Raw genomic sequence first — 12,617 nt, forward strand, 5'->3', positions numbered from 1 at the left:
AAGTCATGGCAGAAGCAGTCTCCGACAACGTACCCGCCAAGGCAGACGGCAAGCCGCCGCTGTTTGGCCTGTCGTTCCTGGAAAACCTCTCGGAAATGACCATGTTGCGTCAGGTGGGCCTGATGGTCGGCCTGGCTGCCAGCGTGGCGATTGGTTTTGCCGTGGTGTTGTGGTCGCAGCAACCCGATTACCGGCCGTTGTACGGCAGCCTGGCGGGCATGGATTCCAAGCAGATCATGGAAACCCTCGCCGCCGCCGACATCGCCTACACCGTAGAGCCCAACTCCGGCGCCTTGCTGGTCAAGGCCGACGATGTGGCCCGTGCACGCATGAAGCTGGCCGCCGCCGGCGTGACCCCGTCCGACAGCAATATCGGTTTCGAGATCCTCGACAAGGACCAGGGCCTGGGGACCAGCCAGTTCATGGAGGCCACCCGCTACCGTCGTGGCCTGGAAGGCGAGCTGGCGCGCACCATTTCCAGCCTCAACAACGTCAAGGGTGCCCGCGTGCACCTGGCGATTCCGAAAAGCTCGGTGTTTGTGCGCGACGAGCGCAAGCCTAGTGCCTCGGTACTGGTCGAACTGTTTTCCGGCCGCTCCCTGGAGCCTGGCCAGGTGCTGGCGATCATCAACCTGGTGGCCACCAGCGTTCCCGAACTGAGCAAGTCGCAAATCACCGTGGTCGACCAGAAGGGCAACCTGCTGTCCGACATGGCCGAAAACTCCGCGCTGACCCAGGCCGGCAAGCAGTTCGACTACAGCCGCCGCATGGAAAGCATGCTCACCCAGCGTGTGCACAACATCCTGCAACCGGTGCTGGGCAATGACCGCTACAAGGCGGAAGTGTCTGCCGATGTGGACTTCAGTGCCGTCGAGTCGACCTCCGAGCAGTTCAACCCGGACCAGCCGGCCCTGCGCAGTGAGCAGTCCACCAGCGAACAACGCACCGCCAGCAATGGCCCGCAAGGTGTGCCGGGTGCCCTGAGCAACCAGCCGCCAGCCCCGGCCTCGGCGCCGCAAACCACCGGTGGCGCTGCCGCTACTGCTGGCGCGATCCAGCCTGGCCAGCCACTGTTGGACGCCAACGGCCAGCAGATCATGGACCCGGCCACCGGCCAGCCGATGCTTGCGCCATACCCGGCGGACAAGCGTAACCAGTCCACCAAGAACTTCGAGCTCGACCGTTCCATCAGCCACACCAAGCAGCAGCAGGGGCGCGTCAATCGCCTGTCGGTGTCGGTGGTGGTCGATGATCAGGTCAAGGTCAATGCCGCTGACGGTGCTGTAACGCGTGCGCCGTGGAGCGCCGACGAATTGGCGCGCTTCACACGCCTGGTGCAGGACGCCGTCGGTTTCGACGCCAGCCGTGGTGACAGCGTCAGCGTGATCAACATGCCGTTCTCCGCCGAGCGTGGCGAAGTGATTGCCGAAGCGGCGTTCTACACCCAGCCGTGGTTCTGGGACATCGTCAAGCAAGTGCTGGGTGTGTTGTTCATCCTGGTCCTGGTGTTCGGCGTGCTGCGCCCGGTGCTCAACAACATCACCGGCAACGGCAAGAAACAACTGGCAGCCTTCGGTGGCAGCGATGTCGAGTTGGGTGGCATGGGCGGCCTGGATGGCGAACTGGCCAACGACCGCGTCAGCCTCGGTGGCCCGCAAAGCATCCTGTTGCCAAGCCCGAGCGAAGGTTACGACGCTCAGTTGAACGCAATCAAAAGTCTGGTAGCAGAAGACCCGGGCCGTGTGGCCCAGGTCGTGAAAGAGTGGATTAACGCAGATGAGTGATAGTCGAGCCGCTGTTGCCAAACTCACCAAGGTCGATAAAGCCGCAGTCCTGCTGCTGTCCCTCGGTGAAACCGACGCCGCCCAAGTGTTGCGTCACATGGGGCCCAAAGAGGTCCAGCGTGTGGGCGTGGCCATGGCGCAGATGCGCAATGTGCACCGTGAGCAGGTCGAGCAGGTGATGAGCGAGTTCGTCGAGATCGTCGGCGACCAGACCAGCCTGGGCGTCGGCTCCGACAGCTACATCCGCAAGATGCTCACCTCGGCCCTGGGCGAAGACAAGGCCAACGGCCTGATCGACCGCATCCTGCTGGGCGGCAACACCAGCGGCCTCGACAGCCTCAAATGGATGGAGCCGCGCGCGGTCGCCGACGTTATCCGCTACGAGCACCCGCAGATCCAGGCGATCGTGGTGGCTTATCTCGACCCGGACCAGGCCGGTGAAGTGCTTGGCCACTTCGACCATAAAGTGCGCCTGGACATCATCCTGCGCGTGTCGTCGCTGAACACCGTACAGCCGGCGGCCCTGAAAGAACTCAACACGATTCTCGAGAAACAGTTCTCGGGCAACTCGAACGCCTCGCGGACCACCTTGGGTGGCATCAAGCGCGCAGCCGACATCATGAACTTCCTCGACAGCTCGGTCGAAGGCCAGTTGATGGACTCGATCCGCGAGATCGACGACACCCTGTCCGGCCAGATCGAAGACCTCATGTTCGTGTTCAACAACCTCTCCGATGTCGACGACCGTGGCATCCAGGCGCTGCTGCGCGAAGTGTCCTCCGACGTGCTGGTACTGGCACTGAAGGGCTCCGACGAAGGCGTCAAGGAGAAGATCTTCAAGAACATGTCCAAGCGTGCGTCCGAGCTGTTGCGCGACGACCTCGAAGCCAAAGGCCCGGTACGCGTCAGCGACGTGGAAACCGCGCAGAAAGAAATCCTCACCATTGCCCGCCGTATGGCCGAAGCCGGAGAAATCGTTCTCGGCGGGAAGGGCGGCGAAGAAATGATCTAAGGCGCCACTCATGTCGAACAAAGATGAGGCGCCCAGCGATCTGATTCGCGCACGGGACGTCGGTGGGTTCGACATCTGGTCGTTGCCCAGCTTCGATCCGCATGTGCCCGAGCCCGAGCCGGAACCGGTCGAAGAGCCTCCCGTGGAAATGGAAGAGGTGCCGCTGGATGAAGTCCAGCCACTGACCCTGGAAGAGTTGGAGAGCATTCGCCAAGAGGCCTACAACGAGGGCTTCGCCGCGGGCGAGAAAGACGGGTTTCGCAGCACCACCCTCAAGGTGCGCCAGGAAGCCGAGGCGGCGCTGAGCGTCAAGCTGGCCAGCCTGGAGCGCCTGATGGGGACGTTGTTCGATCCCATCGCCGAGCAGGATTCGCAGATCGAAAAGTCCATGGTCGGCCTGGTACAGCACATCACCCGCCAGGTGATCCAGCGCGAACTGGTGTTGGACTCCAGCCAGATCGAAAGCGTGATGCGCGAAGCCCTCAAGCTGCTGCCCCTGGGCGTCGGCAATGTGCGGCTGTACATCAACCCGCAGGATTTCGAACAGGTCAAAGCCCTGCGTGAGCGCCATGAAGAAACCTGGCGCATCGTCGAAGATGCGGCGCTGCAGCCCGGTGGTTGCCGGGTCGAGACCGAGCACAGCCGCATCGATGCCACGGTGGAAACCCGCATCAGCCAGATCATGGCCAAGCTGCTTGACCAACAACACGAGCAGGCGCTGAACCCGGCCGAGCCGGACCTGAGCGTGGACCTGGACGCCCCCGATGCGCCTTGATCGCACCAGTTTCGCCAAGCGCCTGGGCGGCTATGCCGAGGCCGCCGAATTGCCCGGTCAGCCGATCCTCGAAGGGCGTCTGTTGCGCATGGTTGGCCTGACCCTCGAAGCCGAAGGCCTGCGCGCGGCCATGGGCAGCCGCTGCATGGTGATCAACGACGACAGCTATCACCCGGTGCAGGTCGAAGCCGAGGTGATGGGCTTTTCCGGCAACAAGATTTTCCTGATGCCCGTCGGCAGCCTGGCCGGCATCGCCCCCGGCGCCCGCGTGGTGCCCCTGGCCGACACCGGCCGCCTGCCCATGGGCATGAGCATGCTCGGCCGTGTGCTGGACGGCGCCGGTCGCGCGCTGGATGGCAAGGGCGGCATGAAGGCCGAAGACTGGGTGCCGATGGACGGCCCCACCATCAACCCGCTCAACCGCAACCCCATCAGCGTGCCGCTGGACGTGGGGATTCGCAGCATCAACGGTTTATTGACGGTCGGCCGTGGCCAGCGTCTGGGCCTGTTCGCCGGTACGGGTGTGGGTAAGTCGGTATTGCTCGGCATGATGACGCGCTTTACCGAGGCCGACATCATCGTGGTGGGCCTGATCGGCGAGCGCGGCCGTGAGGTGAAGGAGTTCATCGAGCACAGCCTTGGTGAAGAAGGCCTCAAGCGCTCGGTGGTGGTCGCATCCCCTGCGGACGATGCGCCGCTGATGCGTTTGCGCGCGGCCATGTACTGCACGCGCATCGCCGAATATTTTCGCGACAAGGGCAAGAACGTCCTGTTGCTGATGGACTCGCTCACGCGTTTCGCCCAGGCCCAGCGGGAAATCGCCCTGGCCATCGGCGAGCCGCCAGCCACCAAGGGCTACCCGCCGTCGGTGTTCGCCAAGCTGCCCAAGCTGGTGGAGCGCGCCGGTAATGCCGAGGCCGGTGGTGGCTCGATCACCGCGTTCTACACCGTATTGTCCGAAGGCGATGACCAGCAGGATCCCATCGCCGACTCGGCGCGGGGCGTGCTCGACGGCCACATTGTGTTGTCGCGGCGTTTGGCGGAGGAGGGGCACTACCCGGCCATCGACATCGAAGCGTCCATCAGCCGGGTCATGCCCGCGGTGGTCACGCCGGAGCATATGGCCCGTGCGCAGCAGTTCAAGCAACTGTGGTCGCGCTATCAACAGAGCCGCGATCTGATCAGCGTCGGCGCCTATGTGGCCGGGGGTGACCGCGACACCGACCTGGCGATCGCCCTGCAACCGCAGTTGGTGACCTACTTGCGCCAGGGCCTCAACGACAAGATCAGCATGGGTGAAAGCGAAGCGCATTTGCAGTCCATCTTTGCCCCTGCGCCAGGCGGTTAAGCCATGGCCAACAGCCGCGCCGCGCGCCTGGCCCCGGTGGTGGACATGGCCGAAAAGGCCGAAAAAACCGCCGTCCAGCGCCTGGGGTATTTCCAGGGGCAAGTCCGTTTGGCGCAAAGCAAGCTGGGCGACCTGGAGCGCTTTCGCGGCGAGTACCAGCAGCAATGGATCGAGCGCGGCACCCAGGGGGTGTCGGGCCAGTGGCTGATGGGTTACCAGGGATTTCTCAATCAGCTGGAAACGGCCGTCGGCCAGCAGCGCCAGAGCCTGGCCTGGCACCAGAACAACCTTGATAAGGCCCGCGAGAGCTGGCAGGCAGCGTTTGCCCGGGTCGAGGGGCTGCGTAAACTGGTGCAGCGCTACATCGACGAAGCGCGGGCCTTGGAAGACAAGCGCGAGCAGAAGCTGCTCGACGAGCTATCGCAACGCCTGCCGCGCCAATCACAATTCTGACCCCGCCGGCACCTACAGTTGTCGCGTGGTGTTGCTCGTATCCCATTCGCCTGCTACACCTTGTGTCTATTGCTAATGACAAGGAAGCAGTCGCATGTCAGTTGAGTCAGAAGTATCCCTGGATGGGAAGAAGTTGACGATCGCCATCAAAGGTCGGTTCGATTTCGGCAGTCACCAGACGTTTCGTGACGCCTACGAGCGTTACTACAAGGTGCCTGAGTTGTATGTGGTCGACCTCAAAGAGACCACCTACATGGACAGTTCGGCCCTGGGCATGCTCCTGCTCCTGAGGGACCATGCCGGTGGCGAAGAGGCGGAGGTCCAGGTGATTAACTCCAACTCCGATGTGCGCAAGATCCTCGCCATCTCCAACTTCGACAAACTGTTCGACATTAATTGAGCACCCTGGCCCCCGCGCCTGAGGCGCTGACGATCCTGATCGCCGAAGACAGTGCCACCGACCTGCTGTTGCTGTCGACCATCGTGCGGCGTCAGGGCCACCGCGTGCTCACTGCCAGCAACGGCGAGGAAGCCGTCGAAGTATTTGCCCGCGAGCGTCCGCAGTTGGTGCTGATGGACGCATTGATGCCGGTGATGGACGGGTTTGGCGCCGCGCGCTGGATCAAGCAGCTGGCGGGCGAGGAACTGGTCCCCATCATCTTCCTGACGTCCTTGCGCGAAAGCGCCGCCTTGGCCGAATGCCTGGATGCGGGGGGAGATGACTTTCTGCCCAAACCCTACAACCCGCTGATCCTGGCGGCCAAGATCAACGCCATGGACCGCCTGCGCCGTTTGCAAGCCACGGTGCTGCAGCAGCGCGACCAGATCGCCAGGCACCATGACTACCTCTTGCACGAGCAACGGGTGGCCAAGGCGGTGTTCGATAAAGTCGCTCACTCTGGCTGCATCAACGCGGCGCCGAATATCCGCTACCTGCAATCGCCCTATGCGCTGTTCAACGGCGACCTGCTGCTGGCGGCCTACACGCCGTCGGGCGATATGCACGTACTGCTCGGCGACTTCACCGGCCACGGCCTGCCGGCAGCGGTAGGGGCCATGCCCCTGGCGGAAGTGTTCTACGGCATGACCGCCAAGGGCTACGGCCTGGTGCAGATCCTGCGAGAGATGAATGCCAAGCTCAAGCGCATCCTGCCGGTGGACATGTTCTGCTGCGCCACGTTGTTGTGCCTGAGCACCCAGCGGCGAGTAGTGGAAGTGTGGAACGGCGGCATGCCCGACGGCTATGTGCATGACATCGCCAGTGGCAAGCGTACCCCGCTGCAGTCGCGGCATTTGCCCTTGGGGGTGCTGTCGGCGCAAGCCTTCGATGACCGCACCGAAGTCTGGCCCATGGCCCTGGGTGATCGGGTGTTCCTGCTCTCCGACGGCGTGCTGGATACCGCCGATGCCAACGATCAACTGTTTGGCGCCGTGCGGTTGCATCAGGTCTTCGCCGCCAATCGCGACCCCGATCGCCTGTTCGAGGACATCGAACAGGCCCTGGCGGCGTTTCGCGGGGAAGCGCGGGATGACGTGAGCATGGTGGAAATCACCTTGCAGCCCGGACAATCGCTGCGCGCCACCGGGCCGTTATACGCCGACAGCGGCCAGTCATGCCCGCTGGATTGGGCGGTGAGTTTCGAGTTTCGTGCCGAGACCCTCAAGCGTTACAACCCCTTGCCCTACCTGCTGCAACTGCTGCTGGAGATCCATGGCCTGCGCGAGCAGAGCGGGGCGCTCTACAGCGTGATGGCCGAGTTGTATTCCAATGCGCTGGAACATGGCGTGCTGGGCCTGGACTCGCGGCTCAAGCGCAATGCCCAGGGCTTTGCCGAGTATTACCGCCAGCGCAATGAACGCCTGGCGCAGTTGAACAGCGGTTTTGTGCGCGTGCATGTGCAGGTGGTGCCCACCGAAGCGGGCGGCAAGATGAGCCTGCGCCTTGAAGACAGTGGGCCAGGCTTCGACGTGGAGCAGGTGCTGGCGCGGCCGCTGGATATCGACCGCCTGTCCGGGCGCGGCCTGAGCCTGGTGCGCCAACTGAGCAGCGAGGTGCGCTGGTCCGACGGTGGGCGCAGTGTCTGCGTAGAGTTTTGCTGGGGCGCTCTGGCATAATCCGCCGATTCTTGATCAAGGAGCGAGCAAGTGGCTGAGATTCATATGGACCTGGACGTGTTGTCGGGGTTGCAGGAGGTCATGGAAGGCGAGTACCCCAAGTTGCTCGATACCTTTCTCGATGATTCCCAGAAGCGCATCGAAGCGCTGCGCCAGGCACGGGATGACGCCAAGGCGCTGGGGCGGATTGCGCATAGCTTCAAGGGCAGCAGCGGCAACCTTGGGGCGGTGCGGTTGGCGCAGTTGTGCCAGCGGCTGGAGGTTGAGTCGGTTGAGGCGGTGGCAGACCTGGGAGCGTTGGTTGATCAGATTGATGATGAATTTGCCTTGGTGAAGCCGATGTATGAGTCGGAGCGGCAGCGGTTTCAGATTTGATTCGACCCGTTTAAAAAACTGGCCCGACTCTTGCTCTACCTCCTGATACTGCATCCCCGATCCCCATGCAGTGGAGACCTTTACCTATGCCAGTCGCCCCGAACTCGCTTCTTCAGGCTGCCCCCGCGGCCAAGCCTCAAGCGCCTGCCGTCAATCCACCGGCAGTGGCCGCAGACCCACGGGACAAGGGCCCTGGCTTTGCTCAAGTGTTTGCCAGCCAAGGCTCCAAACCCACGGTCAAGGCCGATGACAACTCGCCCAAGCCGGCCCGCGACAAGCCTGCCGATACCAGCACCAAGCCTGCGGCGGTCAACGACAAGCCTGCCGCCAGTACGCCAGCGGTTGCCGATAGCGGCAATCCCTTGCCTGCCAAGCCGCCAGCCACGTCCGACGACAGTGCCAGTAAGGATGACGACGCATCTGCCGATCCCACCCTGGCGCAGCAGCCTGCGGTGGACCCGGTGGTCGACCCTGCATTGATTGCCACGGTCACCCCGCTAGCCGTGCCGGTGGAAACCCCGGCTCCCGTTGCGGCGACCAAGGATGACAAGGCGGCGCCGGTAGTGACCGCGCCCATTGCTGCCACCGAGGACGCCAAGCCGGCCTTCGATCCTGAAGCCGATCCCCTCGACGCCATGCCGGCCGTGCGCCTGGCGATGGAGCAGGGCGGGCATGTGTCGGCCAGCAGCCAGGCACCGGCCAAAACCGCACCGACGACCACCCAGGACCAGCCAACCGCCGCACAGAACTTTGCCGCCGGCCTGGCCACGATGGTCGACCAGCAAGCCACCAAGGACAGCACCGACCAGGGCGGTGACAAGGCCTTCAGCGGCTTGATCGAGGGCGGTCTCAAGGACTTGAAAGAGGCGAGCAGCGACACCCGCGTCGATGATTTTGCCAATCGCCTGGCCGCATTGACCCAGGCGGCTACGCCGAGAACCGCGAATGCCTTGCCGCCGGTGACGAATGCGCCGCTGGCCATGCACCAGAGCGGCTGGACCGACGAGATCGTCAACCGCGTGATGTACCTCTCCAGCGCCAACCTCAAGTCGGCAGAGATCCAGTTGCAGCCGGCTGAACTCGGTCGCCTGGATATCAAGGTCAACATGACCGCTGACCAGCAGGCCCAGGTCAACTTCATGAGCGCCCACCCGGTGGTGCGTGAAGCCCTCGAAAGCCAGTCCGGCCGCCTGCGCGAGATGTTCGCCCAGCAAGGCATGGGGCAGGTGGATGTGAACGTGTCCGACCAGTCCCGTGGCCAGGAGCAGCAGCAGCAACAGCAGGCCCAGACGGGGGGTGTCAGTCGCAGCGGGCGGGGTGGCGATAGCGGCGACAGCGGCAGCCACATTGACGTGGCTGAAGCAGTGGCGCCCGTGACGTCGACTGTGATCGGCTCCAGCGCCGTCGATTACTACGCCTGATGTGAGCCGAGTACAGATTCAAATGTGGGAGGGGGCAAACCCCCTCCCACATTTGATTTGTGCTGTTCCGTTGTCTGTGTTCAACCAGACAACTCTGGCATAACACTTGCTCTTGCCTTTCCGTAGATCTATGAATCCCCGAATAGTGACGGATTATTGGCATGGCGAAGAGCGACGACGCAGCAGTAAAAGCACCCGCAGGCAAAGGCAAGCTCAAGCTTATCCTGATGATAGTCGTGGGCTTGCTCCTGGCCATCGGCGCCTCGGTGGGCGGCACCTGGTACATCATGCACAGCAGTGCCAGCAAGCCGGCACCTGCCGCCGAAAACGCCAGTAACGTCAAGCAACCGGCAATCTTCGAGCCGATGCTTCCGGCCTTTGTCGCCAACTTCAATCAGAACGGTCGTCAACGCTACCTGCAGGTGAGCATCACGTTGCTGGCGCGTAACCAGTCGGACCTGGATGCCCTCAAGGTGCATATGCCGGTGATCCGCAACAACCTGGTGATGCTGTTCTCCGCCCAGGGCTTCGACAGCTTGGCCACCCCGGTGGGCCAGGAAATGCTGCGCCAGAAGGTCACTGCCAGCGTGCAGGAAGTGGCCCAGAAGGAACTCGGCAAAGTCGTGGTCGAGCAGGCGCTCTTCACTAACTTCGTATTGCAGTAGGATCACCACATGGCCGTGCAGGACCTGCTGTCCCAGGATGAGATCGACGCGCTGTTGCATGGCGTCGACGATGGTCTGGTACAGACCGAAATGGCTGCCGAGCCCGGCAGCGTCAAAAGTTATGACCTGACCAGCCAGGATCGCATCGTCCGTGGACGCATGCCGACCCTGGAGATGATCAACGAGCGTTTCGCCCGCTACACCCGGATCAGCATGTTCAACATGCTGCGCCGCTCGGCGGACGTGGCGGTGGGTGGCGTGCAGGTGATGAAGTTCGGCGAGTACGTGCACTCGCTGTACGTGCCCACCAGCCTCAACCTGGTCAAGATCAAGCCGCTGCGCGGTACCGCGCTGTTCATCCTCGACGCCAAGCTGGTGTTCAAGCTGGTGGACAACTTCTTCGGCGGTGACGGCCGTCACGCCAAGATCGAAGGCCGGGAATTCACCCCGACCGAATTGCGCGTGGTGCGCATGGTGCTGGAGCAGGCCTTCATCGACTTGAAGGAAGCCTGGCAAGCGATCATGGAAGTCAATTTCGAGTACATCAACTCCGAAGTGAACCCGGCCATGGCCAACATCGTCGGCCCCAGCGAAGCCATTGTGGTGTCCACCTTCCACATCGAACTCGATGGCGGTGGCGGTGACCTGCACGTGACCATGCCGTACTCGATGATCGAGCCCGTGCGCGAGATGCTCGACGCCGGCTTCCAGTCCGACCTGGACGACCAGGACGAACGCTGGGTCAAGGCCCTGCGCGAAGACCTGCTGGACGTCGATGTGCCCCTGAGCGCCACCGTGGCCCGCCGTCAACTGCGCCTGCGGGATATTTTGCACATGCAGCCGGGTGACATCATCCCGGTCGAATTGCCGGAACAAATGATCATGCGCGCCAACGGCGTGCCGTCGTTCAAGGTCAAGCTGGGGTCCCACAAGGGCAACCTCGCTTTGCAAGTGGTTGAGCCGATCAACCGTCGCTGATCCCTATTTATAAATGTTTGCTCCGCCGAGGACATGTAATGGCTACCGAACACGAAAACACTTCCGCCGAAGACCAGGCCCTGGCTGACGAATGGGCTGCGGCCCTGGAAGAAACCGGCGATGTTGGCCAGGACGATATCGACGCCCTGCTGGCCGCCGACGCCGCCACCGCGCCGGCAGGCAACCGCCTGCCCATGGAAGAATTCGGCAGCGTGCCGAAGAACAACGACCCGGTGACCCTCGATGGGCCGAACCTGGACGTGATCCTCGACATCCCGGTGTCGATCTCCATGGAAGTGGGCAGCACCGACATCAACATCCGCAACCTGCTGCAACTCAACCAGGGCTCGGTCATCGAACTGGACCGCCTGGCCGGTGAGCCGCTGGACGTGCTGGTCAACGGCACGCTGATTGCCCACGGTGAAGTGGTGGTGGTCAACGAAAAGTTCGGCATCCGCCTGACCGACGTGATCAGCCCAAGCGAACGCATCAAGAAGTTGCGCTGATATGAACCGGCTGATGGTGGGACTGTTGGTCGCGCTGCCATTGCACGCCTGGGCCGCCGAGCCGGTGGCCCAGGCCGTGGTCGCCGCGCCGGCAGGCACTGGGCTGGGTGGGCAATTGACCCAGTTGGTCCTGGGCCTGTTGCTGGTGGTCGGCCTGATCTTTGTGCTGGCCTGGCTGCTGCGCCGTGTGCAGCAGGTGGGGCCCGGCAACGCGCAGGTGATCGAAATGATCGGCTCCCGCGCCCTCGGCCCACGGGATCGGCTGGTGCTGGTGCAAGTGGGCGAAGAGCAGATCCTGCTGGGCCTTACCCCCGGCCGCATTACCCCGCTGCATGTACTCAAGACTCCGGTGAATGTGGATCAGTCCAAGCCCGCCACGCCAGAATTCGCCCAGCGCCTGATGGAGTTGCTGGGCAAGGATCAGAAGGATAAGAAGTAATGCGCGTTTTATTGACGCTCATGCTGTTGCTGGCCGCGCCGTTGGCGTTTGCCGCCGACCCGTTGTCGATCCCGGCGATTACGCTGGGTACCAATGCGGCCGGGGCCCAGGAATATTCGGTCAGCCTGCAGATCCTGCTGATCATGACCGCGCTGAGTTTTATCCCGGCGTTCGTCATGCTGATGACCAGCTTCACGCGGATCATCATCGTGTTCTCGATCCTGCGTCAGGCCCTGGGCCTGCAGCAGACGCCGTCGAACCAGATCCTCACCGGCATGGCGTTGTTCTTGACGATGTTCATCATGGCGCCGGTGTTCGACAAGGTGAACCAGCAAGCCCTGCAACCGTACCTGGCCGAGACCATCACGGCCCAGGTCGCGATCGACAGGGCGCAAGGGCCGATCAAGGACTTCATGCTCTCGCAGACCCGTTCCAGCGACCTTGAGCTGTTCATGCGCCTGTCCAAGCGTACCGACATCGCGACCCCGGACCAGGCGCCGCTGACCATCCTCGTGCCGGCGTTTGTCACCTCCGAATTGAAGACCGCGTTCCAGATCGGCTTCATGATCTTTATCCCGTTCCTGATCATCGACCTGGTGGTGGCGAGCGTGCTGATGGCCATGGGTATGATGATGCTGTCGCCGCTGATTATTTCGTTGCCGTTCAAGATCATGCTGTTTGTATTGGTGGACGGCTGGGCGCTGATTATCGGCACCCTGGCCGGCAGTTTCGGCGGGGTATAGCGC

At 62.8% G+C, this 12,617-nt stretch carries 14 protein-coding genes; all 14 read left to right on the forward strand.

The annotated features are described in order from the left end of the window. The first annotated feature begins 5 nt into the window (after positions 1 to 5). Entirely contained in the window at positions 6 to 1,784 is a 1,779-nt protein-coding gene (gene fliF, locus AD670_RS14255) for a flagellar basal-body MS-ring/collar protein FliF (protein ID WP_053133228.1), read from the forward strand. Further along, on the forward strand, positions 1,777 to 2,796 hold the full coding sequence (gene fliG / locus AD670_RS14260; RefSeq protein WP_048720872.1) for a flagellar motor switch protein FliG: 1,020 nt from the start codon (positions 1,777 to 1,779) through the stop codon (positions 2,794 to 2,796). The genes fliF and fliG overlap by 8 nt, the downstream gene beginning before the upstream one ends. 10 nt (positions 2,797 to 2,806) lie before the next feature. Further along, positions 2,807 to 3,571, forward strand: coding sequence for a flagellar assembly protein FliH (gene fliH, locus AD670_RS14265; RefSeq protein WP_053133231.1), 765 nt, complete (start codon positions 2,807 to 2,809; stop codon positions 3,569 to 3,571). Beyond that, positions 3,561 to 4,919: a flagellar protein export ATPase FliI gene (gene fliI / locus AD670_RS14270; RefSeq protein WP_053133234.1), complete on the forward strand. Its 1,359-nt coding sequence runs from the start codon at positions 3,561 to 3,563 to the stop codon at positions 4,917 to 4,919. Before fliH ends, fliI begins: the two co-directional genes overlap by 11 nt. 3 nt (positions 4,920 to 4,922) lie before the next feature. Then, the gene (fliJ, locus tag AD670_RS14275; RefSeq protein ID WP_053133238.1) at positions 4,923 to 5,372 is read left to right on the forward strand and encodes a flagellar export protein FliJ; all 450 of its coding nucleotides are present in this window, start codon (positions 4,923 to 4,925) and stop codon (positions 5,370 to 5,372) included. A 94-nt stretch (positions 5,373 to 5,466) separates the two neighbouring features. Continuing rightward, on the forward strand, positions 5,467 to 5,772 hold the full coding sequence (locus tag AD670_RS14280; RefSeq protein ID WP_053133241.1) for an STAS domain-containing protein: 306 nt from the start codon (positions 5,467 to 5,469) through the stop codon (positions 5,770 to 5,772). Next, positions 5,769 to 7,487 (forward strand): fused response regulator/phosphatase, encoded by a 1,719-nt coding sequence (locus tag AD670_RS14285; RefSeq protein ID WP_053133244.1) that lies wholly within the window; start codon positions 5,769 to 5,771, stop codon positions 7,485 to 7,487. The genes AD670_RS14280 and AD670_RS14285 overlap by 4 nt, the downstream gene beginning before the upstream one ends. Before the next feature lie 30 nt (positions 7,488 to 7,517). Beyond that, positions 7,518 to 7,862 (forward strand): Hpt domain-containing protein, encoded by a 345-nt coding sequence (locus AD670_RS14290; protein WP_053133247.1) that lies wholly within the window; start codon positions 7,518 to 7,520, stop codon positions 7,860 to 7,862. An 86-nt stretch (positions 7,863 to 7,948) separates the two neighbouring features. Next, positions 7,949 to 9,283, forward strand: coding sequence for a flagellar hook-length control protein FliK (locus AD670_RS14295; RefSeq protein WP_053133249.1), 1,335 nt, complete (start codon positions 7,949 to 7,951; stop codon positions 9,281 to 9,283). Positions 9,284 to 9,444: 161 nt separating this feature from the next. Continuing rightward, positions 9,445 to 9,948 (forward strand): flagellar basal body-associated protein FliL, encoded by a 504-nt coding sequence (gene fliL, locus AD670_RS14300; RefSeq protein WP_053133252.1) that lies wholly within the window; start codon positions 9,445 to 9,447, stop codon positions 9,946 to 9,948. Between the two features lie 9 nt (positions 9,949 to 9,957). Beyond that, positions 9,958 to 10,926: a flagellar motor switch protein FliM gene (gene fliM, locus AD670_RS14305; RefSeq protein ID WP_053133255.1), complete on the forward strand. Its 969-nt coding sequence runs from the start codon at positions 9,958 to 9,960 to the stop codon at positions 10,924 to 10,926. 38 nt (positions 10,927 to 10,964) lie between these two features. Then, positions 10,965 to 11,432: a flagellar motor switch protein FliN gene (gene fliN / locus AD670_RS14310; RefSeq protein WP_027603860.1), complete on the forward strand. Its 468-nt coding sequence runs from the start codon at positions 10,965 to 10,967 to the stop codon at positions 11,430 to 11,432. A gap of 1 nt (position 11,433) precedes the next feature. Beyond that, positions 11,434 to 11,871, forward strand: coding sequence for a flagellar biosynthetic protein FliO (gene fliO, locus AD670_RS14315; protein WP_053133258.1), 438 nt, complete (start codon positions 11,434 to 11,436; stop codon positions 11,869 to 11,871). Continuing rightward, positions 11,871 to 12,614 carry a flagellar type III secretion system pore protein FliP gene (fliP, locus tag AD670_RS14320; protein WP_053133261.1) on the forward strand — a complete coding sequence of 248 codons (744 nt, stop codon included), beginning with the start codon at positions 11,871 to 11,873 and terminating at the stop codon, positions 12,612 to 12,614. The genes fliO and fliP overlap by 1 nt, the downstream gene beginning before the upstream one ends. Positions 12,615 to 12,617 lie beyond the last annotated feature (3 nt).

The sequence above is a fragment of the Pseudomonas sp. MIACH genome (genome assembly GCF_001269925.1).
Lineage (GTDB): Bacteria > Pseudomonadota > Gammaproteobacteria > Pseudomonadales > Pseudomonadaceae > Aquipseudomonas.